This window comes from Nocardioides gilvus (assembly GCF_003194605.1).
In the GTDB taxonomy this organism is placed as follows: domain Bacteria; phylum Actinomycetota; class Actinomycetes; order Propionibacteriales; family Nocardioidaceae; genus Nocardioides; species Nocardioides gilvus.
In genome coordinates this window covers 300862-324431 of record NZ_QHKY01000004.1, presented here as the reverse complement: position 1 = coordinate 324431, position 23570 = coordinate 300862, and the positions used below count along the sequence as shown (strand labels likewise).

Genomic DNA, 23570 nt, shown 5'->3' with positions numbered 1-23570 from the left:
GGAGAATGGAGGGCGGGGCTATGGCAAGATTGCGAAATCGTATCAGGATATAGAGGAGGAACCGTGACGCTTCGCGTTGCTGCCCTGCAGTTCGCCGTGACCGAGGACGTCGAGGCCAACCTGGCCACGTGCCTGCGGATGACCGACGAGGCGGCCGCCCAGGGCGCCGAGGTGGTGGTGCTGCCGGAGTTCAGCAACCACGTCTCGTGGTACTCCGATCGTGAGCACGCCAGGACGAAGGCGCTGAAGCTGGACGGCCCGTTCCTCGCCGCGTTGGGCGAGCGGGCGGCCCGGCACTCCCTCCATCTGATGGTCAACGTGACGCTGCAGCGCACCGACGGGCGCGTGAGCGGATCCAACGTCCTGTTCTCGCCTGAGGGCCAGATCCTGTCGGTCAGTGACAAGCAGGTCCTGATGGGCAGCGAGCGCGACCACCTCGATCCTGCCGTCGAGCGCGTCCCGGTGGTGGAGACCGAGCTCGCCACCTTCGGTCTCTACTCCTGCATGGACGGCGTCATCAACGAGACCCCACGCATGCTGGCCCTGGACGGCGCGACAGTGCTGCTCAACAGCATCAACTCGTTCGCCCTGGACGAGGCCACCCTGCACGTGCCGGTGCGTGCCGTGGAGAACAAGGTGTGGATCGTGGCCGCCAACAAGGTGGGCCCGCTGGTCCCGGCACACAGCATCGAGGCCGTCGCCTCGCGGGTCGGCGTGCCGGTCGAACGCCTGCACGGTGTCGGCGAGGCGCAGATCGTGGCGCCGGACGGCACGGTGGTCGCCATGGGGCCGAAGACAGGCGAGGCGGTCGTGGTCGCTGACATCGACGTCACCCTGGCCACGGACAAGCGGCGCGCCGACGGCACCGACATCTTCACCTCCAGGCGTCCCGAGCTGTACGGCTCGATCGGGGCTGCGCCGGTCGGGCGTCGGGCTCCGGCCGGAGCGCCGGCGATCACCGCCGTGGCTGTGACCCCCTCCGAGGGCGATGATCTCGCCGCACTGCTGGCCGCGGCCCTGGCAGGAGGACCTGAGTTGGTGGTGCTCCCGGAGCTGGCTGCCCATGCGGGGGGAGACGGGACCACCGAGCCCGCCGCTGGCCTCGGCGTCGAGGCGATCACGGGTCTGCTCGCGGGGTCCGACTCGCTCGTGGTGACCTCTGTCGTCGACGGCGACCGACACGTCGGCCTGGTCATCGGCCAGCGCGGTGTGCTGCTGCGCCAGGTGCAACTCCATCACAGTGCACGTCATGCGCAGTGGGTGAAGAGCCTCGGTGACGAGGTCACCCTGCTCGAGACCCCGTGGGGTCGCCTGGCGGTGGTGGTGGGTGACGACGCCCTCTACCCGGAGACCTTCCGCCTGGTGGCCTTCCGGGATGCCGACGTGGTCGCCGTCCCCTTCTCCGTGGAGACGGCGCACGACCTCGACCCGATGCTTCTGGAGCGTGCCGCCGAGAACAGGGTCAACCTGGTTGTGGCCGGTCGCGCCGGACGCGAACTTCCGGGCGGGATGCTCGTGCCGCTTTCGCACAACTTCACCCTGTGGGGATCGGGTTGGGAGCGACCCTTCGACGGAGTGATCAGTCGCCCGGACCCGGTGCTCGCCGAGGGGCCGATCACCACGGCCGTACTGCGGCCCGAGTGCGCGGTCAACCGCTTCGTCAGCAAGGGAACTGACCTGGTCGACGGTCGCCCGTGGCAGTTGACGGACTCGCTCCTCAGGCGCTGACCGGCCACTCTGAGTGACCTCCACAGCGCAACGGGGCGCCACCCGTCAACTCGGGTGGCGCCTCGGAGTGCATGCGACGTGGTGGCGGTTCAGCTCTCGCGTGCTGCGAGTGCCTCGAGCAGGGCCTGCTCCGAGCTGTCCAGGTGAGCCACCCAGGCGTCACGCAGTTGCTCGGTCTTTCCAGCCTTGGCCAGGTCGAGAAGCTCCTGGTGCTCGTCGATCCGGGCCTGGGTCTTCTCGGGTCCTTTGTCCAGGTCGCCGAGCAGCAGGTGGAGGTAGCGGTCGGAGGAGGTCCAGAGGATCTCGAGGATGCGACGGTCCGCGGTGCCCAGGGCGTCGTCGAGGAAGGCCGCGTGGAAGGCATGGTGCGCGGCAGCGAGCCGGGAAGCCTCGCGCTCGATGGTGGCGTACTCGAGCATCGCCACCTGGGCGCGCTCGAGTGCCGCGGCGTCCAGGTGCGGAGTGGCCTTGACGACCAGGTCGCCCTCGATGAGCTTGCGCAGGTGGTAGATCTTGCTCAGGTCCTCGGCGCTCAACGACGCGACGACGGCGGAGCGTCCGGGGCGCAGGCTCACCACGCCCTCACTCTCGAGTCGCCGCAGCGCCTCGCGCACGGGGATGTGGCTCACGTCGAACTCCTTGCAGAGTTCCACGATCGACACGGTCGATCCGGGCGCGATGTCACCGTTGAGGATCGCGCGGTGCAGCTCGTCGGTCACCCGGTCCACGAGGGAACGGTGGCTGATGGAACGCACTCGGGGGTCCGTGCGAGCGGTCATGGATTCCAGCCTTCTCGAAAAACGGGTGAGGGGTGATCACAGGCCCGGCGACGAGCGCGATCCACTAGATCATATAGCGGGGACAGGCGCTTCTCCAGAAACATTGGGCGATGCGGCGTCGCAACTGGAGTAGATATCGTATATTCTCGATCCAGACAGGAGGTGCCTCCATGGTGGATCCCGCTACGTTTCGGGACGTGATGGCGCAGTGGCCCAGTGGGGTCACGATCGTGACCACGGTCGACGCCGACGGCGTGCGCAAGGGCATGACGGCCAGTTCGTTCTCCAGCGTGAGTCTTGACCCGCCCCTGGTGTCGGTCTGTCTGGTGAAGACGCTCTACACCCACAAGCTCATCTCCGACTCCGGGATCTTCGGGGTCAACGTGCTCGCCAAGGACAACATGGAGGTCGCGCGTCGTTTCGCCGGCATGGTGAAGGGCGTCGAGGACCGGTTCGAGGGCGAGTCGTGGACCGTCGCCGAGACCGGTGCGTCGCTGCTCGACTCCGCCCTCGGTTGGGTCGACTGTCGCGTGGTGCACGAGTACGACGGAGGCGACCACACCATCTTCGTCGGAGAGGTCGTGGCGGCGCACAACGCGCGACGTTCTGCTCCGCTTCTGTTCCATTCGCGAGGCTGGGGCCAGTTCGCCGATGTGCTGCCCGACGTGGCGACGATCAGCGACACCGGTCTCGTCGACGCGCTGCGCAACTCGAGGCTCGCCCCGCAGTTGACCGACGCCGTCGCGGTGACCACGGCCGCCGGAGTGCGACTGCGCGTGGCCGACCTGACCTGTGCCGCCGAGGACGACGTCGTGCTGTCGGACGTTCCCTGGCCCAGCGACCGCACCATGACGAGCGTGCTGGTCGGCGACCGTCTCCAGGCCCAGAAGGCGCTGGAGTGCGGGGCCGGCGTGATCGAGCTGACCGCTGATCCCGGCGTGCCAGCCAGCCTCCAGCAGGCCCTGTCCAGTCTGGACGGGATCGCCGACCGAGTGTCGGTCTCACTGGCCATGGCTTTCGACCCCGCACTCCGCGAGGCCGTGCTGGAGTCCGTCGAGCAGCTCAGCGCCGCTGGCGTGAAGGAGATCTGTCTCCCTGACACAGCAGGCGCGGCAACCGCGCTGGAGGTGCGCGACCTGCTGCAGGAAGCAGTGCCCCTGGCGCGCCCCACCGCACTGCGCATGCGGCTCGACAGCGGTGACCGCCTGGCGTTGGTCAAGGTCCTGACCGCTCTCAAGAGTGGAGTGCGTGACTTCGACACCGCCCTGGGACAGCTGAGCCATTCGGTCGCCGTCGAAGACCTGATCCGCCTGCTCGGCACCCTCGACGTCGCCTGTGCAGTCGACGGCGAAGCCATCAGTGCCCTCGCCGTGCGACTGGGCACCATCCACCACACCGACCGCACGGCGCTGGGCGCCCGAAACACCGTAGGAGCAACAGGATGACCGAAAAGCTCACCGCCGAGAACATCCTCCCCGACCTGACCGAGGCGGAGCGCGAGCGCGCTCGCCGGGTCGAGTCCGTGCTGCCGGCGATCGCCGCTGCAGCCGAGTCGGCGGACATCGACGCGGCGCTTCCCGAAGGCCACATCAAGCTGCTCGGCGACGCTGGTCTGCTGGGTCTGGTTGTGCCCGAGGAGTTCGGTGGCCTCGGCGGTGGCCTGCGTGACCTCGCGGCCACCACGTACGCCCTCGGCACGGTGTGTGGTTCGACCGCCCTGGCCTTCTTCTTCCACTGTTCCTCGTCCTCGCGAGGCATGCTGCCGCTCGCCGCGCTCGACGCCGGCCTCTACAGCGACGACGAGGCCCCCGAAGTGCGTGCCTTCGCCGAGAAGGTGCTCCACCTGATGGGCACCGAGAAGAAGGCGATCGGCAACTTCGCCTCCGAGGCGGTGAAGGCCTCCAACGCCAACGTGCTGATCCGCACCACCGCGTCCCGGACCGACGGCGGGTGGTTCCTCAACGGTGAGAAGTCCTTCGGTTGCCTCTCCGGCTCGGCTGACTACTACCTCGTCACGGCCCGTCGTGAGGACGTCGAGGGGCTCGATGCCCTCACCCTCTTCCTGGTGCCCCGAGACACCGTCGGCGCCCGCTCGCGCTCGCCGTGGGTCGGTCTGGGGATGCGTGCCTCGGACAACAACGGTCTGGTCATGGAGAACGCGTTCGTGCCCGACGAGTTGGCGCTCGCCGTCCCCGGTGGTTTCTCCAGGGCCACCACGATGTCGCGCGGCTCCTGGGTCGGCAACCAGATCGCCATCGCGTCGATCTACGCCGGCATCGCCCAGGGCGTCTGGGGCTTCGCCCTGAACCGGGTGATGAACGCGAAGTTCGCCGACACCGGCAAGCCGATCGCCTCTTCCCCGATGCACCAGGTGATGATCGGGGAAGCCGAGACCCACCTGGCCGAGGCCCACCTGTGGTTGCGTCGCCAGATCGACCTGGAGGCCTCCGACCCGCCGATCCTGCCGAAGAAGGAGGTCGTGCAGAGCTGGAAGCTGGCGAAGGGTGCCATCACCGAGCACGCGCACGAGGTCGCCATGATCGCCTTCAAGATGTGTGGCACCTCCGGTGCCCTGATGAGCAACGAGATCGGGCGCGCCGTCCGCGACACCGCCATGGGTCTGGTCCAGGCGTTCCCGGCCGAGCGTGGCAAGCTCGACCTCGCCAAGATGATCGTCGAGGACGAGGGCTACGCCGGTCTCACCACCACTGACAGCTTCAAGAAGCCGGGGGCGTGAGGATGTCCGACGCCTTCTCGCGTGGTGACCTCCGGCGGCCTGCCGTCGAGCAACTCGTCGACGGGGTCTGGTCGATGCCGACCGACACGCTCCAGGTCGACCTCTGCGACCCGTACACCGGCGAGGCCCTGGGCGCCGCCGCAGCCAGCGACGACGAAGCGGTCGAAGCAGCCCTGGCTGCTGCGGACCGGGTGCACCACACCGGAGTCTGGAGCAGTGTCCCGGTCGAGCGCCGTGCCGAGATCCTCGAGGCCATCGGCGCAGCGCTGGAGGCCGAGGTGCCCCACCTGGCCGCCCTGGAGTCGGTTGCCACGGGGGTCCCGATCTCCCAGACGTCCATCGTCGGCGTGATCGTGCCGGGTGCCTTCCACCTGGCTGCCGGCATGCTGCGCAACGGCGTGCTCCTGGAGAACACGGTCGGCGAGCACGGCAACAACGTCGAGGTCCACCGACTGCCGCTGGGCCCGTCGCTGAGCCTGGTCCCGTGGAACGCCCCGGCCCCGATGGCCGCGCACAAGATCGCCAGCTCGCTGGCGGCAGGCGCCCCGTCGATCCTCAAGCCCAGCGAGTACGCCCCGTGGGGCACCACTGCGCTGGCCATGGTCATCGACCGCGTCCTCACTGAGCAGGGTGCGCCCGCTGGCACCTTCCAGCTCCTGCAGGGAGGCGCGAAGGTCGGAGGCGCGCTCGTGAACGACCCGCGCATCAGGGCGGTTTCCTTCACCGGTGGCCTCCAGGCCGGTCGGGCCATTGCCGCCGCATGTGCCACCAACTTCACCGCGCTGCAGCTCGAGCTGGGGGGCAACAACCCGCTCGTGATCATGCCGGACGCCGATCTCGACGTGGCAGCTCGCAGCGCCGCGGATCTCCTCACCACCCTCAACGGCCAGTGGTGCCGAGCCCTGGGCCGCCTGGTGCTCCCGGAGCACATCGCCGACGAGGTGATCACCAGGATCGGTGCGCGACTGTCCGACCTGCGGGTGGGCGACCCACTGGACGCCGCCACGGAATTCGGGCCCATCGTCCACGCCGGACATCTGGCCTCCCTCCACGAAGGGATCGAGGAGCGGGTCGCCGCAGGGGGTCGTGCCTTCAGCACGACCGAGCTCCCGACGGGTCCGGGCAACTTCCTGGCGCCCACCCTGGTCCGGGACGTGCCCAGCGAGGCAGCGATCCACGAACTGTTCGGACCGGTGGCCACGGTGCACACCTACTCCGACGTCGAGCAGGCCGTCGAGCTGGCCAACGGCACGCCGTTCGGCCTCGAGGGTTACGTCGTCGGCACCGACACCGAAGCAGCCCTCGCAGTGGCCCGCCGGGTCCGCGCCGGTGAGGTCAAGGTCAACGGCTCGACCATCATGAGCCTCCACCTGATGACGCCGCGGCCCGCCTGGGGTCTGTCCGGCATGGGGGAGGAGGGCACCGTCGAGACCATCAGGATCTTCACCGGTGCCAGGGTCGTCGGCGTCGAGGGCGGTTTCGCCCTGCACGGACGCTGAGGTGAGCGCCTCATCAGGACTGCTCGTCCTGCCCTTCACGACCCGGGCCGACGCCTGATGCGGATCGAACGGGAGAACCCCGCCCGCATCGACGAGCTCGTCGGGGTCATCGAGACCACCACGCCTGACCGGGTGGGGCAGCAGGTCAATGCCGCTGCCGAGGCCCAGGCACTGTGGGCCACGCGTTCGGTGGCCGAGAGGACCACGGCCGTACGGACCGCCGCGGCCGCTGTGGAGCCGTACCTCGACGACATCGCTGAACTGGTGGCCCGGGAGACCGGCAAGGTGCTGGGCGATGCGCGCGGCGAGGCCGGATTCGCGGTCGCGGTGATGCGCTTCTACGCCGATCGAGGCGCTGAGCTGCTGGCCCAGCCCACCAGCGACGACGCCCGTGGGCGCCTCAGCGTGCGCCACCGCCCCTTCGGAGTGGTAGGGGCAGTGACCCCGTGGAATGCCCCGATCATCCTGTCGCTGCTCAAGGTCGCACCCGCCCTCGTGGCGGGCAACGCGATCGTGGTGAAGCCGTCCCCGTTGGCGCCCTTCGGGGTGCAGACCTTCCTGGGCAAGGTGGCGGACTCTCTGCCTGCCGGTCTGGTCCAGGTGGTGCAGGGTGATGTGGAGACGGCCTCGGCGCTCGTCCAGCACCCGGCGGTGGCCCGGGTTGCCTTCACGGGTGGTGATGCGGCCGGCCGCGCGATCGCGTCGATGGCCGGCAGGGCGCTGACGCCCAGTGTCCTGGAGCTCGGCGGCAACGACGCCGCGATCCTGCTCGACGACGTGGTGCTGACGGATGCCGATGCCGAGCGACTGGTGATGGCTGCGTTCGCGACCAGCGGCCAGGTCTGCATGGCGATCAAGCGTCTGTACGTCCACCGGTCGCGCTTCGACGAGGTGGTCGCGCAGATCCGCGCAGCCGCCGATCGGGTCCTCCGGATGGGCGACCCGCTCCATCCGGGCAACAGCATGGGGCCGGTCGTCTCGGCAGCCTCCAGGCAGCGACTCGACCACTTGGCTGACCAGGTCCGCGCCGGCGGCGCGGAGGTGCTGCCCATCGGCACCCTCGACGACACCACCGAGCTGACGCGTGGCTACTTCGTACGTCCGTCACTGGTGTTGGGTGCCGACGACGCGGACGGCATCGTGGCCGAGGAGCAGTTCGGCCCGATCCTTCCTGTGCTGGCCTTCGACACCGTCGACGAGGTGGTGGGGCGCGCCAACGCGGGCGACCTGGGGCTGGGCGCCTCGGTGTGGTCACCCGATGAGGAACGCGCCTTCGACGTGGCAGCACGGCTCGACGCCGGGTTCACCTTCATCAACACCCACAACCGCACCGGTATGGCGCTGCGCGCGCCCTTCGGTGGCGTGAAGCGCTCCGGCTGGGGCCGAGAGTACGGGGACGAGGGCCTGTTGGAGTACGTCCAGCCCTGTGTCATCCATGCTCCTGCGGCGTTCCGCGAGGGCGGTGCGGGCTCCGGCGCGGCTTCCTACCCGGGCACCTGAGCGTCGGGCGGACCCACCACTTCGGTACGCAGCGGGTGCAATACCCCCGACGTGACCGCTATCATATATAGTTCGGGGTCTACGATCCCTTGACACCTACGAGGACGTCACATGAGTGAGCAGATGAAGTTCGTCCAGGACTTCTTGGACGAGGCACCGGTCACCGATGTCTCCGCGATCTTCGCGGAGTGGCTCGACATCATCGAAGGGCTGAAGGACAAGGCCATGGCCCGTCTCGACGTGCTCCGCGATCCCTCCACCGAAGAGCTCGAGGCCTTCGCCTCGGAAGTCGACGGGGGCCCCACCGGGCAGATCCGCGCCTACTCGGGCAAGGACGTCGACTGGTTGATCCACTCGCACATGCAGAACCAGACGCTCGGCTTCGTCAACGTCCACCTCACCATCTGGCTCGGTCCCCACATCGACGTCCCGCACTTCGGCATGGCGCTCGGCGCCTTCCCGCAGGCCTGGATGTTCATGGACTCCGTGCCCCGCAAGGTGATCTCGACCGACCGCGAGTACTACCAGAAGTACTACGAGCCCTTCAACGACGAGTGGCAGCGGCTCCACAAGGGCACACCGGGCATCGACGAGTTCGTCTCGCGTGACGCCTTCGTGCGCGCCACCTACTCGCCCACGGCGTGGTCGATCATGGCCGAGCCGTCGCAGGAGTACTTCGACCTCGTCCGCAAGACCGCCAACGATCACATGGACCGCTGGCTGCAGTGGGTCGAGGAGGCCGAGGAGGTCCCGGTCGAGAAGCGTGCCGAGCTGGCCGAGGCCGACCTCAACACGCGTCGCAACATCGCCGAGCTCGACCCCGCCAACGTCGTCGCCGTGCGCTACTTCGGCGAGGAGCGCACCGCGCAACTCGTCAGTGCACTGTGGGGTGGCGACCGCGTGCTGCCCCGACCCCACGAGGCCTGATCACGATGGACAACCAGGTGGTCGTGCGTGCGTACCGCGATGCGGTACGCGTGCCCGGCGCGCCTGCGCCCCACGACACGGTCCACCTCACGGTGCGACACCCAGCCCTGCCGGCGTCCACCGACGCGCAACGGATGAGCGGGATGCTCGAGGTGGACCGGACCCGTGCGCCCCACCCGGTCGTCGTGGTGCTGGGGGGCGTCAACGTCGCCTCCGCCGGATACACCTGGTTGGCCGTGGAACTCGTGCGGTCCGGGTTCGTGGCGGTGACCTATGACTGGGTGGGTGAATTGTTCCCCGGGCAGGTCGGGCTCACCCCGGGGGTGGACGTCGGCGTCGCCACTCCTGAGGCCTACGGATCGGCCCCGACCACGCCCGCCCTCCGGCCTCTGCTGGACAGGCTCCACCAGCTGAACGGGTCGGGAGCCCTCGCCGGGATGCTCGACCTGACCCGAGTCGTCCTGCTCGGCCACTCCGCCGGCGGCACGGTGGCGCTGCAGTCCGCCAGCTCCGACTGGTTCCCCGAGTTGAGCGCGGTCGTCACCTACGGGTCGCACCTCATGGCCTCGACCCAGCTGGGTTTTGCCCCCGACACCATCGTGGAGTCACCGGCCACGGTGCCGGTCCTGCTGGTGAGTGGTGCGCAGGACGGGGTCGTCCGGGCCAGCGCCGTCCGTTACGGGCAGTCCGGCGACGACACGACGCACGATCCGGTACTGCGTACGTGGAGCGAGGCCCTGTCCCACAGCAAGGAGGCATGGCTCGCGGTGATCTCGGGGGCCGGCCACCTGCTCGTCTCCACACCGGAGGACCAGTCCTCCGCCCGCGGATTCCTCGAAACACCCCTCACAGCGGACCAGGACGAGCTGAGGCAGACCTTCATCGGTCTGCTGACTGCCTTTCTCGGTACGCACGTACTCCAGCTCCCTGCGGCGCAGGCAGATCTGGACCACTATTTCTCCACACCCCCACTTCACTTCGCCGAGCTCCGGCGACGCTAGGAGGACAGCAATGTTCAAGAACTTCTGGTACGCCGTCGAGTTCACCGACGATGTCGTCGCAGGCAAGCCCATGAAGGTGAAGGTGCTCGGGCAGCAGTTGGTGCTGTACCGCAAGGGCAGTGACAACTCCGTGGTCGCGATGTCCGACCTGTGCGTCCACCGCGGTGCTGCTCTCTCCGACGGTGAGGTCAAGGGCGACTGCGTCGTGTGCCCGTACCACGGCTGGGAGTACGAACCCGACGGTGCCGTCAGCCGCATCCCCGCGCACCCCGACAAGGGCATTCCGCGCAAGGCTCGCGTCGACTCCTACCCGACGCTCGAGCAGTACGGCTTCGTGTGGGTCTACATGGGCGACCTCCCCGAGGAGGAGCGTCCTCCGATCCCTGACTGGTCGCTGGTCAACGACACCGTCAACTACCGGGCGGTGCGGGGCTCCTTCCTCTGGAAGTCGAACTACGAGCGCATCCTCGAGAACGGTGTCGACGTCGCCCACACCCCCTTCGTCCACGGCGGCGTCTTCGGCAACCCGGAGAAGCCGGAGGTCCCCGACTACGCGGTCGAGGAGACCGAGTGGAGCTGCAAGATCTCCGTCGAGCTCCACCCGCCGAAGTCCAAGGGCATGTGGGGTTTCATCAACCCCAACAAGCAGGACCTGGCCAACCGTCCGCCGGTCAAGGTGTCCAACACGTGGTGGCTGCCGAACATGATCCTGCTCGAGATCGAGACGCCGATGGGACCGTTGAAGATCTACGACGTCAACATCCCGATCGACGAGGACACCACGCTCGTCAAGTTCATCGCCCTGCGCGGCTTCTTTAAGGGCGCCTGGGCCGACGCGGATGCCCGTCGTCGCGTCTTCAAGGTGCTCTACGAGGACCAGGCCATCGTCGACGCCGTACGCCCCGAGCTGCTGCCCTTCGACCTCTCGGCAGAGCTGCACGTCAAGAGCGACTACAACGCGACGCTCTACCGTCGCCGTCGCCAGGAGCTCATCGACATGGGCTGGAGCGTCGAGGGCAACACGATCGTCGGTGAGGGTCCCGCCCGCGTGGAGGCCCGGGTCATCCCGTCGCCGGCACGCAAGGGAGTGCCCGAACTGGCCAGCGCCTGGAACTTCAAGGAGGTGCGCAGCCGCCAGATCCTGGACGGCCGTGCCCACCAGGTGATGACCACCTCCGAGCGCGAGGCGATCGACGCGGAGACCGTGGCCGAGGCCGCGACCAAGAACTGACGCCTTCCAACCACCCAACACACCCTGAAGAGGTACGTACGTGAGCCTGCCCGAGAAGCTTTGCATCTCCACCCTCGACGCGATCATCGAGCGCGGTCGACTGACCGAGGTCGCCGGTGCCGACGGCGGCCCGTTCCAGGTGCTCGGCTCCGTGATGGGTCCGGACCCGGTCGGTTCCGTGCGGATCTTCAGCGGTGACAAGATCGCCAAGGTCGTCTACGTGGGCATCGTGGTGCCGCAGATCCAGATGGACAGCCACATGGTCTTCGCCTTCATGCCCGACGGCGGCGTCGTCCCGCACTTCACGCTGGACTCCGTCCAGGCCGGTGGCCACATGGCCTTCCACCTCGACCTGATCCAGCGCGTCGACGCCGGGACCCACATGGTCTACAACGACTGGGCCCACACCCCGCTGACCGAGGCCTACGAGAGCGTCCAGGCCAACCCCGGCTACACCAAGGCTGCGCTCGATCCGCGCCAGCTCACGGTCATGTCCTCCTGGATGCTGGCAGCGCGCTCGACCGAGGAGGCGTTCGCCGAGCTCGACGCGCCCGTGAAGGCGTACCTCGACCACTGGTTCTCCCTCGTCGAGGGCGACGTGCCGGCCGAGGTCACCGCCGACGTGGCGGACACCGACCTGGCTGCACGCGACGCCAAGAACCGTGGTCTCCTCTTCAGCCCCGAGGTCGACAAGGTGTGGGCGCAGATCTCGCGCCTGCTCACCGAACCGGTGGCCGAGTCGATCCGCATGCAACTCGTCACCAACGACACGCCTGCATGAGCGCGACGAGGGACCCGGAGGTCGAGACCTCCGAGTGGCAGAAGCGCATCGAGGGGGAGTGGCACGGGATTCCTGCGCTCTTCGACGCCCAGGGCAACCACGTCGGGTTCGAGTACATCGCTCGTGCCAGCGAGGTGACCCCGGAGGGCTCCCGCTACTGGATGGACTCCAAGCTTTCGGGCTCCGGTCCGCTGCGCAACCGGTTTGAGCTCGGGGCCCAGTTCGACTTCGGCGTCGTAGACTCCGACGAGAACAGGGTCTACACGGGACCCGACTTCTACGGGACCGGACAGCCGTACGGCTTCTTCGTCGAGGCCAACTACTACTCACCCGGTTGGCAGGCCGACCTTCGCACGTGGAACCAGGTGCTCGCCGACGGCGAGACCCAGGTGTACTCCTCGGTGCTGCACGACGGCTGGGCCGTCTGCGCCGTGTTCAACGGCATCTACAAGCGGACCACCGACCGTGAGACCAACCCGGAGACGCAGCAGTTCGTCGACGAGTGGCGCGCCCTCGAGCAGGAGCGTGGCTCCCGGCCCCAGGTGCTCCCCACCAAGGAGAAGGGCGTTTGGACCGGGACCCTCTTCGTGGACAACGCCGACCAGACCAGCGCGACCGGCGAGGTCCGGGTGAGGATCGAGCACGACCCGACGTCCCTGCGCTCCGCTCGTCACACCATCACCTGGACCGGTGACCTGGACCGGTCGTACAGCTTTGACCGCTACCGGGACGGCGCCCGCACCATGTTCGAGGGCCCCGAGGTGTTCGGCAACGCCACGTCGTACGGCCGTGCGCTCTTCACCGTCCAGCACCTCATGGGCGCCGACGGACGGGGAGTGGAGAAGATCCGCGGCCGCGAGGTCCTCATCGACCCCGAGACCCGGGAGCTCGCCATCGTCTGGCAACTCATGTCGGGCGAGCGGACCACTCATTGGGTGCACGGCTCGTTGCAGTGGGAGGCACGATGAGCGCCGCACGTGGTCGGGTCGTCGTCGTCACCGGAGGCACCCGCGGGATCGGTCTCGGCCTGGCCCGGGAGTTCCTCGCCAGAGGCGCACGCGTCGTCATCTGTGGTCGTTCTGCAGCGTCGGTGGAGGCTGCCCTGACCCAGTTGCGTGCCGGCGATCGGGCCACTGGACTGCCCACCGACGTCAGTGATCGCGCTTCGGTCCAGGCACTGTGGGACCACGCCATGGCGACCTTCGGCCGTGTGGACGTGTGGGTCAACAATGCCGGCATCTCCACCGAACGGGTGCCGCTGCTCGCGACCGACATGGTGAAGTTCGACGAAGTCTTCTCGATCAATGTGAACGGCGTCGTCAACGGTTGCGCAGTCGCCGGTCAAGGCATGACGTCACAGCCCGGCGGCGGATGGATCTGGAACATGGAGGGCCTAGGGTCGAACGGCCAGATCCAGCCCGGCATCGCCGTGTACGGCGCGTCGAAGCGGGCGGTCAACTACCTCACCGAGGCGCTGGTCAAGGAGACCAAGGGCACCGACGTCAAGATCGGTTTCCTCTCGCCAGGCATCGTGGTGACCGACCTGTTGGTGGGTGACTACGGGAACGACCCCGAGGGGTTCGCCAAGGCGAAGAAGATCTTCAACATCCTCGGCGACAAGGTCGAGACGGTGACACCCTTCCTGGCCGACGGCGTCCTCAAGGCCTCGAAGTCCGGCGCGCGGGTCGCGTGGTTGACCGGGCCCAAGGCTGCGAAGCGGTTCCTGACGGCCGGCTTCACCAAGCGCGATCTGTTCCAGGACACCTGATGCTCGCAACTCGCGGCGTCGACGTGTGCACCGAGTACGGGGTGGCCCTGGCGGTGGAGGACTTCGTCCCCTGCATCCTGGCGACCGGCGCACTCGTCGTCCTGGCGTTGATGGTTCGTGAGCGTGTTCCGAAGGCATTCGGGGTCGCTGCGTTGGGCGCACTGCTCATCGGGGTGGGTGGATTCGGCAAGGCGACCTGGAAGCTCCTCGTGGCCACGGGATGCTGGGAGTACCCCTTGCTGGAGCAGTTGCTCTTCCCGTGCATCGCCTTCGGGTTCGCCGCCATGGCGTGGGCACTGCTCAGCGCCGTCAAAGGACAGTTGGTCCTCGGCTGGCCGTTCGTCGCCTTCCCGCTCGCTGCGGCCATCGGCGCCCTCTGGATGGGGGACACGTGGCCGCTCCTGATCGCAGCCGCGGTGGGTGCGACCCTCTTCGGGGTCACGGCAGCGGTCACCGCTTTCAAGGCGGGCAAGACGTCCGTCGGGATCCTCTTCATCATCTATGTGCTCGGCACCAACATCCTCCCGCCGCTGGCCGCCCAGCCGAGGCAGTCGGAAGAGATCCAGTGGGCCGAGCAACTGACCAACTCCGGGGTCCAGTTGTGCTTCCTGCTGGGAGCGCTCTGGCTGCGTGAGCACCTGACCAAGAAGGCGACCACGGTCGCGGTAGAGAAGACAGGAGCACCCGCATGAGCGGAGTTGACCGTCTGGGCTGGCGCAGGAAGTTCGGGGTCATCGCCCCCAGCACCAACACCATCGTCCAGCCCGAGTTCGACATGATGCGGGTCCCGGGGGTCACCTCCCACTACGGCCGGATCCACATCCCCGACGGCACGATCGGTGACGACGCGGGGATGGAGCGTCTGCTGGAGCAGATCCGGGCCAACATGGACTCCTGCGTCGAGCGCCTGATGACCATGCAGCCCGACTACATGGTGATGGGCATGAGCGCCGAGACCTTCTGGGACGGGGTCGAGGGCAACCGCCAGTTCGTCAGGCAGATCCAGGACCTCTCCGGGGGGCTGGGCGTCGCCACCGGGGCCGAGGGGTGCGAACGCGCGCTCAACCTCTTCGGGGCCAAGAAGATTGCGGTCGTCACGCCATACACGCCCATCGGGGATGCGAACGTACGCAAGTTCTTCACCGAGCTCGGCTTCGAGGTCGGCCAGATCAAGGGACTCTGTGTCCCGAACGCAGTCGCGATTGCCCAGGTCACCGAGAAGACCCTGCGTGAGTCACTCATCGAGATCAACGACTCCGACGTCGACGCGATCGTGCAGTGCGGCACCAACCTCTGCATGACGGAGTTGGCCGACGAGGCGGAGCGCTGGCTCGACAAGCCGGTGATCGCCATCAATGCCGCCACCTGGTGGATGGCGCTGCGCGACAACGGCATCGAGGACCAGATGCACGGCTACGGGACCTTGCTCCGCGAGCACTGATCCGTGCTGGCCCGGCGGTGGGCCCGCCTCACCCCTCGCCGATGATGATGCGGTCGAAGGGCAGATGGGGCTCGACCACCGGGAACACCCAGGTGAGCAGGACTGCGGAGACCATGACCAGCAGGACCAGGGCCTCGGCGACCTTGAGCCAGGGCGGTCCCGGGAGCAGGCGCCAGAGGGCGGCATACATGTGAGTTCCTCTCAGAGGTGGCGCGCGGTGGGGGAGTGGGACTTCACAGGATGCCGTCCGGGGGGCCGGCCGCTGCGCTGCGGCGTTCGACCAACTGGCTGCCGATGACAAGCCGTTCGGTCGATCCCCAGCGCGGGTGGCAGGTCACCAACGTCATGGTCCTCTGGGTGGGCTTCTGTCCGGGGTGTCCTGCCACCGGGGCAATGACCTCAGTGGCTGTCGGGGCCACGATCCGTGACCAGGCGACCTGGTAGACCAGCCACTCCTTCGCGGTCTCGACGACGATCTGGTCGCCGTCCTCCAACCTGTCGACGTGCGCGAAGGGCTCTCCGTGCGTGGCGCGGTGTCCGGCGAGGGCGAAGTTGCCCATCTTGCCGGGCATCGCGGAGTCGGTGAAACGTCCGGGGCCGTTGCGGAGATCTGAGTCCTCGGTGCCCTCGACGACGACCCATTCCCAGTCGTCACCCAGACGCGGAATGTGCATGACGGCAACTCCGTCACCTGGTCCCGGCCGTGCCTTCGAAGTCGCACCGTCGGCGTCCTCGGACTGCGAGCGGAAGTCGCTGAGCAGGTCGTCCTGGGCCGCGGCCGTGCGTTGGTTGCTCCAGACCAGGAGGTAGAAGGCGAACAGCAGCAGGACGAACCCCGCGGTGAGAGCCAGTTCCGCTGTGACGCGTATCGCGCCCGTGGTGAGATTCCGTAATGCGGTGTTCACACGAAGAATATATCATCGCGTAGAGTGACGCAGGTCGCACTTATACGGAGGTCACGCGTGGGCAGCAGGGCGAAGGTGTTCATGGCCGCAATGTTAGTTGCGCTGCCGGTCACATCAGGGTTGGGCGCTTCGCCCGCCGTCGCGGCTGACGCGATCACTCCCGTCGGCGGTTGCTGGGCCTACGTCCCGGACCGTGATGACGTCGAGATCTTCCCGCCGGTGCTGGCTCGTGACATCTCCACCGAGGTGCAGCCGTGGGGCCCGGGCGACCCGGTGTCGACCCGCCTCTCGCTCGACACCTCGGGAGAGACTCAGATCTCTGGCACTCGGGAGTACGTGTTGACGCTCTCCGACGGGCCGATCGTCGTCCCGGAGCGCGAGCTGCCGATTGATCCACCGCCCAGCGAGGGCGGGCCGGTGCCACCGGCGTCAGTGACGGTCGAGAGCACTGCCCTCTTCTCCGTCACCCCGGCGGTGGGCCTGCCCCCGGGGGAGGCTCCGCTCGTGGTCCGCTCCAGCCCCGTCGAGCTCGAGGTCCAGCCAGGGGAGGCGCTCTCGGAGCTGGAGATCAAGGACTCGTTCCCGATCGCGACTGCTGGCCTGCAGGTCCTGCGTCTCGACACCCTGGTCTTCGACATCCCGGGGGAGTCACCGGGAGATCCGGGGTCGGTGCTCGTCTGCAACGCCCAGACCAAGGGTCAGCCCTCGTTCCGGGACCCTGTCGACGTCGACTCCCCGGGGCTCCCGGAGGCGGAGCCGGTCCCGGGGATCAATCCCGCGACCACGCCGGTGGCGACCGGGGTGAGCGCCGAGTTCACGGCCACCGCGGTGCGCTCCGTCACGGTCGTCGGGGTCCAGGGGCAATCGGTCACCAGCGCCGCTCGGGCCGGCGACACGCTGGACCTCAGGATCGCTGGACTCGCCCCTGACACTGAGTTCACGGCCCAGATCTGCGGTGCCGAGGTGTGCAGCATGAGCACCGACGACCTCGTGACCGATGCGACCGGCGCCGCCACCACATCATTGGCCGTGTCCAAGGAGCTGCCCAGCGGCGACGCCAAGATCCGCATCGCCAGCGGGGGAGTGACGCTGCTGGAGATGGACCTGGTGGTGCTCGGCGCGCCGACAATCGCCACCTCCGAAGAGGTCGGGGACGAGAGCGTCACGGTCACCGTTGAGGGTGCCGACTGGGACCCGAATGCCCTCATCAAGATCAAGGGCCTCGTCGACGACGACAGGATGAGTGGCCAGCAGGGGATCACCGTCGATGCCGCCGCCGACGGCACCTTCACCGCCTCCTTCGAGGTCACCGACCCGCAGGCCGTGCAGATCCGGGTGCGCCAGGAGCGCCCCGCAGGTTTTGAAGCGCTCGAACTTCGCCAGAGCCTTGAGAACAAGGTGCCTGGGACGAGGAGGCCGCCGCCTCCGAAGGAGGAGGTGCCGCCGCCCGTCAGCGCCCCGCCGCCCAGCAGTGTCACCCCGCCGGCCGCGGCGCCCGCCACGGTGAATCCGCCTGTGACGATTCCGGTGCCGGCCAAGGTGCCCGTGGAGAAGGTCGAAGCTCCGCCGACCCCTGAAGGCACCACACCAGAGTTGTCCGTTTCCGAGGTGCGCCTCGACGGTGAGGCCAGCCTGGGCGAGCTCTTCGGCGGCCCATCGCGGCGTGAGGTGATCCTCCTGGTGGAGAACACCGGGACCGTAGTGGCCACCAACCCATTGATGCGACTGGGTGTCGGCCGGGACACGGAGGTGGACCCGGTGATCGTCGCTGCGGAGGTCGGTGACCTGCAGCCCGGGGCCCGAGTCGTGCTGAGTGTCGACGTTGCGCTCCCGATGGCCTCCTTCGGCACCTACCAGGTCGTGGGCCAGGTCGGTGACTCCGAAGACGCCCGGTTCACGCTGAAGTGGGAGACCTACCCCTGGGGCCTCATTGCTCTGAACCTGGCCGGAGTCGCTCTTCTGGCGTGGGGCGTACGCCGCCGCCAGCGCAATCGCACGAACCCGGCTCCCTTCCTCGCCCAGGGCGAGGAAGACGAGGCCGGTGCCTCGGTCATCGACATCACGGCACTCGACGAGTGGTGGGAGCACGGACGGGTGTCACGCAAGGTCACCGTCGAGCCGGACGACAACGATTCGATCGTCGATCTCGACGCGGCTGACCGCTGGTGGGCACGACGCGACGACAAAGTTTCGTGACCTGGAGCACGCTGAGGTCTCTAGATCATATATTCTTCTATTCACCCACCTTCTGAGGAGATTTTCGTGGCACCTGGCAGGAAGAAGGACGTGCAGCCCTCGAGCATCTGGAGAGACCGGTCGGCCCTCCTGCGTTCAGGCGTTGCCACGGCCGCACTCGCCCTCGGACTCGCGGGCTGTGGCGCCGTCATGCCCGGAGGCAACGTTTCGGGTGGGATGTCAGCTCCGGCCAACGAAGACGGCCCGGGTGTCGGAGACACCGTGAAGGTGGCCTTCATCGGCACCGACCTGCAGGCCGTTGAGGAGCTCACCGGCTTCAAGACCGCCAACCCCGGGGACCTCGAAGCTCAGGCCGAGGCCATGGAGAAGTGGGTCAACGAGAATGGCGGTCTCGGCGGCAAGAAGATGGAGGCCATCTACCGCCTCTACGACGCCAACACCTCCAGTCCTGCCTCGGAGGAGAAGCTCTGCAACCTGATCACCCAGGACGACAAGGCCTTCGCTGTCGTCATGACCGGTCAGTACCAGCCGAACGCACGCACCTGTTACGCCAACCGCAAGACACTGATGTTCGACGCCGCACTGGTCGCCAGCGACCAGGAGTACTACGAGGAGCTCCACCCGTACCTGTGGTCGGCCAGCTACCCCGAGTACGGCGCCTTCGCCAAGGCGATGGTCCAGGTGCTCGAGGAGAAGGATTTCTTCGACGACACCGGTGTCGGCATCGTGGCGGCTGACAACAAGGTGAACCGCCGGGTCACCAATGACCTGGTGATCCCGATGCTCAAGGATCTGGGGATCGATGCCCAGGCTTCGTGGGTCGACACCACCGGCGTCTCCACCCTCTTCACCGGTCTCGAGCAGGCCGCTGTCACCTTCCGCGGCAAGAAGTACGGCCAGGTGATGTTCCTCGGCGGCCAGCGGATGGCTTCCATGTTCGCCACTGCTGCCGCCACGGCGCAGTACTCACCCCGCTTCGCCATGTCGAGCTTCGACAACCCGACCTATTTCACGAACAACCCCACGCTGATCCCTGAGGGCGTCACCGAGGGCATGCTGGGAGTCGGATTCCACCCGCCACAGGAGCTCACCACCGCGGCGCTGGACTTCCCCAACGCAGAGGAGAAGCTCTGCACGGACATCTACGCCGAGGCCGGCATCACCTTCGAGAACCGTGAAGCCGCCCGTGTCGGTCTTCCGTACTGCGACGCCGTCCGGATGCTCAAGCACGGCGCCGACTCCATGTCGGGCAACTTCAACGCCAGCAACTGGGCCGACGCGATCCAGAGCACGGGCGGCGAGTTCCAGACCGCTTCCGGCTTCGGCAACGGACTCGGCAGCACCCACGCCGCATCTGGGAGCTACTACGTGATGCGGTTCGACAGCGAGTGTGGTTGCTTCACCTATGATGGTGAGGAGCGCGAGTTCGATGTCGAGTAGTTCCTCCCGCCCTGCCCTGGTCGCGCACGGAATCCGCGCGTCGTACGGCCCTCTCCAGGTGCTCTTCGACACCAGCATCCGGGTCGACGAGGGCGAGATGGTCGCTCTCCTGGGACCCAACGGAGTCGGTAAGAGCACGCTGCTGAAGGTGATCGGTGGTCTCCTGACCCCTGACGCCGGAACGGTGAGCCTCTTCGGTGCCGACGTCACCTCGGCCTCGTCGCGCAAGCGGGTGGAAGCGGGACTCTGTCAGGTCGTGGGGCAGTCGTCGTTCGGCTCGATGACGGTCACCGAGAACCTGCTCATGCACGGCTTCGCCAACGCTGACCAGCGTTGGACCAAGGAAGCCACCGAGGCGGCGCTGGCCGTCTTTCCCCGACTCAATGCCCGCCGCAACCAGTTGGCCAACACGCTTTCCGGTGGGGAGCGTCAGATGCTCGCGCTGGCGAAGACCATCGTGGGGGACCCGAAGGTCCTGGTGGTCGACGAGTTCTCCCTGGGTCTCGCCCCGGTCGTGGTCGGCGGTCTGATGGATCTTGTGCGCCGCCTCAACGACCGCGGTACCTCGATCCTGCTCGTGGAGCAGTCGGTCAATGTGGCGCTCAACCTCGTCCACCGCGCCTACGTCATGGAAAAGGGCACCATCATCGCTGAAGAAGACGCCGCAGTCCTGGCTGCCGACCCGGCGCGGGTCCAGGCCTTGATGCTCGGTGGACACATGGAGGCGCACGCATGAGCCTCCACACCGCACTGGTACCGCTCTTCCTGGGCGGATTCGACTTCGGCATCGAGCGACTGGTCATCGGACTCTTCTCGGGCCTGACCTACGGTCTGTTGGCCATCGGTCTGGTGCTGGTCTACAAGTCCAGCCGTTTCGTCAACTTCGCCCACGGTTCGATCGGGGCGCTCGGCGCCTCCGTCCTGGCGATGCTCGTGCTCGAGGCGAACGTCCCGTACTGGGCGGCCGTGGTCATTGCCATCGGGGCGGCAGCCGGGATCTCCGCGCTCCTCGAGATCGTCGTCGTACGTCGTCTCGTCGGCCGCCCGAGCCTGATCGGCATGATCGCCACCCTGGGCATCTCCCAGTTGCTCATCGTCTGTGCGCTGTTGATCAGCAGCGCCAGCGGGATCAGCTTCCCGGTGCCGCCGTACATCCCGACCTTCAAGGTCGCCACGTTGACCGTGGGGGCGGAGATCATCGCAATGTTGATCCTCGGTCCGTCGCTGTTGGCAGGGCTGTGGTGGTTCCTCAACCACCACCGTCTCGGCATGGGCATTCGCGCCGCTGCTGACGACCCTGACGCGGCTCAACTCGAGGGCATTCCGGCCCGCCGGATGGCAACGCTGTCGTGGGCGATCGCCGGTGGCATCGCGGCCTTCTCGGCCATCCTGGTCACGCCGACCACGTCCGGCGTCTCCTTCGACGGTCTTGGGCCCGAGCTGTTGCTCAAGGGTCTGGCCGGCGCCGTGATCGCACGGATGACCTCGATCCCGATCGCCGTCGGTGCCTCGCTGGGCGTCGGCGTGATCGAGCAGATCCTCCGGTCCAACCCCGACACCGCGGGCCTCGTCAACGTCGTGATCGGTCTCATCATCATTGTCGCTCTGCTGCGTCAGCCGATACTTGGTCGTGCGGGCAACGAGCGAGTCTCCTGGCGTCGGGTGGTCGCACCGCCGGTCCCCGAGGCGTACAAGGACATCTTCCTCGTCCGGTGGTTGCCCCGCGTCTCACTGGCCGCGGTCGTCATCCTGGCCATCGGGCTGGCCTACGTGATCACCAACGAGACGGCCTCGGCGCTGACCACGGTGGCGGGTTATGCGCTGGTGGCCCTCAGTGTCAGCCTGCTCACCGGGGTCTCGGGTCAGCTCTCGCTGGGTCAGTTCGCCTTCGCCGGCATCGCCGCGGCCGGCTCGATCCACGTGGTCACGGCAACCGAGAGCTTCCCGTTCGGTGTCGCCGTCGGTGTGGCCTCCGGCGCCATCGCCTCCATGCTCATCGGCATCCCCGCCATGCGGCTCAAGGGTCTGGCGCTGGCTCTGGCAACGCTCGCCTTCGCGCTGGCGTCGACGAGTTGGCTCTTCCGGCTCGACATCTTCCTGGGTGACGGAATTGCGCCCGCCAAGCCCACGTGGTTCGGCTACCCGCTGGACTACGCGGTCGACTACTACCTCTTCGCCCTCCTGATGCTCGCGCTCGGGCTCTGGGTCACCAAGAACCTCCGCGAGAGTGGCTTTGGTCGCTCCCTCCAGGCGATGCGTGACAACGAGGACGCCAGCCGCGCACTGACCGTGCCGGCCAGGATGCGCAAGCTCCAGCTCTACGGAGTAGCCGGCGCCATCGCTGGACTCGGTGGTGTGGTCATCGGGCACAGCCAGTCGCAGCTGACGGTGAACTCCTTCCCGAGCAGCGCCAGCATCGACGTCGTCGCCATCGCAGTGATCGGTGGGCTCACCGTCACCTCCGGTCCGCTGATCGGAGCCCTCATCATTGTGGGGATCCCTGCCCTCTTCGGGCTGGGTCTGGTCGGTCAGGCCCTCCTGGCCATCGGATGGCTCCTGGTGGTGGTGCTGCTGCCCGACGGGCTGGGCGGCGTCGGCCTCAAGCTGCGGGACATGTTCTACGACATGCTCGCTCGTCGTCGGGGGATCGACCCGGTGCACGTACGTCTGGGGCCCTCGATGCCGGCGATCTCGCCGTTGCAGCGCGCGGTCAACCTCGACGGTGTGTTGGACGGGATCGCGGACCTCGATGCGGAGCACATCGGCTCCGACAGCGGCCAGCCGATCCTCACGATCTCCCAGATCACCAAGAGATTCGGTGGCGTGGTCGCCGCCGACGGCGTCGACTTCCGGGTGTCGCCCGGCGAGATCGTGGGGATCATCGGTCCCAACGGTGCGGGAAAGACGACACTCTTCGAAATGGTCGCCGGCTTCACCACCCCCGACTCCGGACAGATCCTGTTCGACGGCCTGGACGTCACCAGGGCCTCACCCGAGCAGCGTGCCGTGGCGGGGTTGGTCCGCTCCTTCCAGGACGCGGCCCTCTTCCAGACGCTGACCGTGCGCGAAACCCTCATGGTCGCCCAGGAACGTGTCGCGCCGACCCGTCTGTGGTGGTCGTTGCTGGGTGTCCGTACCGCCGAGAAGGCCAAGGCCGCGGCAGCGGACGAACTCATGGAGCGCATGGGCCTCACCGCCTACGCGGACCGCGAGATCGGCGAACTCTCGACCGGCACCCGCCGGGTTGTCGAGATCACCGGCCTGCTGGCCCTGAAGCCCCGCGTGCTGCTGCTCGACGAGCCGTCCGCCGGGATCGCGCAGAGCGAGAGCGACGCCCTCGGTGAGTTGCTCCTCGGAATCCGGCGTGAGCTGGGCACCACGATGGTCGTCATCGAGCACGACCTGCCCCTGCTGTCGCACATCAGCGATCGGATGATCGCGATGAACCTGGGTCGTGTGGTCGCCTCCGGCACTCCGACCGAGGTGCGCAACGACCCTGCGGTCGTCCGCTCCTACCTGGGGGCGGAGTCGGCGGCCATCCACCGCTCGGGTCTACATCTGGCCCGCGACCCTGATGAACCGTCCCCCCAGAACGGCACCAGGACGTTCCCCGTTCCCACCCCCTGAAGCCCCGTAC

General features: G+C 67.6%; 20 protein-coding genes. 17 read left to right on the top strand and 3 right to left on the bottom strand.

Annotation, left to right across the window (positions count from 1 at the left end; translation table 11 throughout):
* Nucleotides 1-63: 63 nt before the first annotated feature.
* Nucleotides 64-1728: a carbon-nitrogen hydrolase family protein gene (locus DNK52_RS13405; protein WP_110241507.1), complete on the top strand. Its 1665-nt coding sequence runs from the start codon at nucleotides 64-66 to the stop codon at nucleotides 1726-1728.
* A gap of 89 nt (nucleotides 1729-1817) precedes the next feature.
* Here DNK52_RS13405 and DNK52_RS13400 read toward each other — a convergent pair whose 3' ends face one another.
* Complete coding sequence (locus tag DNK52_RS13400) at nucleotides 1818-2507, bottom strand: GntR family transcriptional regulator (RefSeq protein WP_110241506.1); 690 nt, start codon at nucleotides 2505-2507, stop codon at nucleotides 1818-1820.
* A gap of 170 nt (nucleotides 2508-2677) precedes the next feature.
* Here DNK52_RS13400 and DNK52_RS13395 point away from each other — a divergent pair, with 170 nt between their 5' ends.
* The 12 genes from DNK52_RS13395 to DNK52_RS13340 all read left to right on the top strand — a co-directional run bounded on the left by DNK52_RS13395 (nucleotide 2678) and on the right by DNK52_RS13340 (nucleotide 15392).
* Complete coding sequence (locus DNK52_RS13395) at nucleotides 2678-3952, top strand: flavin reductase (protein WP_162598771.1); 1275 nt, start codon at nucleotides 2678-2680, stop codon at nucleotides 3950-3952.
* Nucleotides 3949-5244 carry an acyl-CoA dehydrogenase family protein gene (locus tag DNK52_RS13390; protein ID WP_110241504.1) on the top strand — a complete coding sequence of 432 codons (1296 nt, stop codon included), beginning with the start codon at nucleotides 3949-3951 and terminating at the stop codon, nucleotides 5242-5244. Before DNK52_RS13395 ends, DNK52_RS13390 begins: the two co-directional genes overlap by 4 nt.
* Before the next feature lie 2 nt (nucleotides 5245-5246).
* A complete protein-coding gene (locus DNK52_RS13385) occupies nucleotides 5247-6743 on the top strand; it encodes an aldehyde dehydrogenase family protein (protein WP_110241503.1) in 1497 nt (498 codons plus the stop codon).
* 57 nt (nucleotides 6744-6800) lie between these two features.
* Nucleotides 6801-8243, top strand: a complete 1443-nt coding sequence (locus DNK52_RS13380; RefSeq protein WP_110241502.1) for an aldehyde dehydrogenase family protein — start codon at nucleotides 6801-6803, stop codon at nucleotides 8241-8243.
* Nucleotides 8244-8354: 111 nt separating this feature from the next.
* Nucleotides 8355-9170 (top strand): oxidoreductase, encoded by an 816-nt coding sequence (locus DNK52_RS13375; protein ID WP_110241501.1) that lies wholly within the window; start codon nucleotides 8355-8357, stop codon nucleotides 9168-9170.
* A 5-nt stretch (nucleotides 9171-9175) separates the two neighbouring features.
* Nucleotides 9176-10171: an alpha/beta hydrolase gene (locus tag DNK52_RS13370; protein WP_162598770.1), complete on the top strand. Its 996-nt coding sequence runs from the start codon at nucleotides 9176-9178 to the stop codon at nucleotides 10169-10171.
* Nucleotides 10172-10181: 10 nt separating this feature from the next.
* Entirely contained in the window at nucleotides 10182-11402 is a 1221-nt protein-coding gene (locus tag DNK52_RS13365) for an aromatic ring-hydroxylating dioxygenase subunit alpha (protein ID WP_110241499.1), read from the top strand.
* A 40-nt stretch (nucleotides 11403-11442) separates the two neighbouring features.
* Nucleotides 11443-12183, top strand: a complete 741-nt coding sequence (locus DNK52_RS13360; RefSeq protein ID WP_110241498.1) for a hypothetical protein — start codon at nucleotides 11443-11445, stop codon at nucleotides 12181-12183.
* Nucleotides 12180-13151, top strand: coding sequence for a hypothetical protein (locus DNK52_RS13355; RefSeq protein ID WP_110241497.1), 972 nt, complete (start codon nucleotides 12180-12182; stop codon nucleotides 13149-13151). Before DNK52_RS13360 ends, DNK52_RS13355 begins: the two co-directional genes overlap by 4 nt.
* On the top strand, nucleotides 13148-13951 hold the full coding sequence (locus DNK52_RS13350; protein ID WP_110241641.1) for an SDR family NAD(P)-dependent oxidoreductase: 804 nt from the start codon (nucleotides 13148-13150) through the stop codon (nucleotides 13949-13951). Before DNK52_RS13355 ends, DNK52_RS13350 begins: the two co-directional genes overlap by 4 nt.
* Nucleotides 13951-14643, top strand: coding sequence for a hypothetical protein (locus DNK52_RS13345; RefSeq protein WP_110241496.1), 693 nt, complete (start codon nucleotides 13951-13953; stop codon nucleotides 14641-14643). Before DNK52_RS13350 ends, DNK52_RS13345 begins: the two co-directional genes overlap by 1 nt.
* Nucleotides 14640-15392, top strand: coding sequence for a maleate cis-trans isomerase family protein (locus DNK52_RS13340; RefSeq protein WP_110241495.1), 753 nt, complete (start codon nucleotides 14640-14642; stop codon nucleotides 15390-15392). Before DNK52_RS13345 ends, DNK52_RS13340 begins: the two co-directional genes overlap by 4 nt.
* Nucleotides 15393-15420: 28 nt before the next feature.
* Here DNK52_RS13340 and DNK52_RS16185 read toward each other — a convergent pair whose 3' ends face one another.
* Both DNK52_RS16185 and DNK52_RS13335 read right to left on the bottom strand, forming a co-directional pair.
* Nucleotides 15421-15582 (bottom strand): hypothetical protein, encoded by a 162-nt coding sequence (locus DNK52_RS16185; protein ID WP_204163530.1) that lies wholly within the window; start codon nucleotides 15580-15582, stop codon nucleotides 15421-15423.
* 43 nt (nucleotides 15583-15625) lie between these two features.
* Nucleotides 15626-16297 carry a class E sortase gene (locus DNK52_RS13335; protein ID WP_110241494.1) on the bottom strand — a complete coding sequence of 224 codons (672 nt, stop codon included), beginning with the start codon at nucleotides 16295-16297 and terminating at the stop codon, nucleotides 15626-15628.
* Between the two features lie 57 nt (nucleotides 16298-16354).
* Here DNK52_RS13335 and DNK52_RS13330 point away from each other — a divergent pair, with 57 nt between their 5' ends.
* The 4 genes from DNK52_RS13330 (at nucleotide 16355) to DNK52_RS13315 (ending at nucleotide 23560) form a co-directional block, all read left to right on the top strand.
* The gene (locus DNK52_RS13330; protein ID WP_162598769.1) at nucleotides 16355-18493 is read left to right on the top strand and encodes a hypothetical protein; all 2139 of its coding nucleotides are present in this window, start codon (nucleotides 16355-16357) and stop codon (nucleotides 18491-18493) included.
* 66 nt (nucleotides 18494-18559) lie between these two features.
* On the top strand, nucleotides 18560-19933 hold the full coding sequence (locus DNK52_RS13325) for a type 1 periplasmic-binding domain-containing protein (RefSeq protein WP_110241492.1): 1374 nt from the start codon (nucleotides 18560-18562) through the stop codon (nucleotides 19931-19933).
* Nucleotides 19923-20669 carry an ABC transporter ATP-binding protein gene (locus tag DNK52_RS13320; RefSeq protein ID WP_162598768.1) on the top strand — a complete coding sequence of 249 codons (747 nt, stop codon included), beginning with the start codon at nucleotides 19923-19925 and terminating at the stop codon, nucleotides 20667-20669. The genes DNK52_RS13325 and DNK52_RS13320 overlap by 11 nt, the downstream gene beginning before the upstream one ends.
* Nucleotides 20666-23560: a branched-chain amino acid ABC transporter permease/ATP-binding protein gene (locus tag DNK52_RS13315; protein WP_110241490.1), complete on the top strand. Its 2895-nt coding sequence runs from the start codon at nucleotides 20666-20668 to the stop codon at nucleotides 23558-23560. Before DNK52_RS13320 ends, DNK52_RS13315 begins: the two co-directional genes overlap by 4 nt.
* Nucleotides 23561-23570 lie beyond the last annotated feature (10 nt).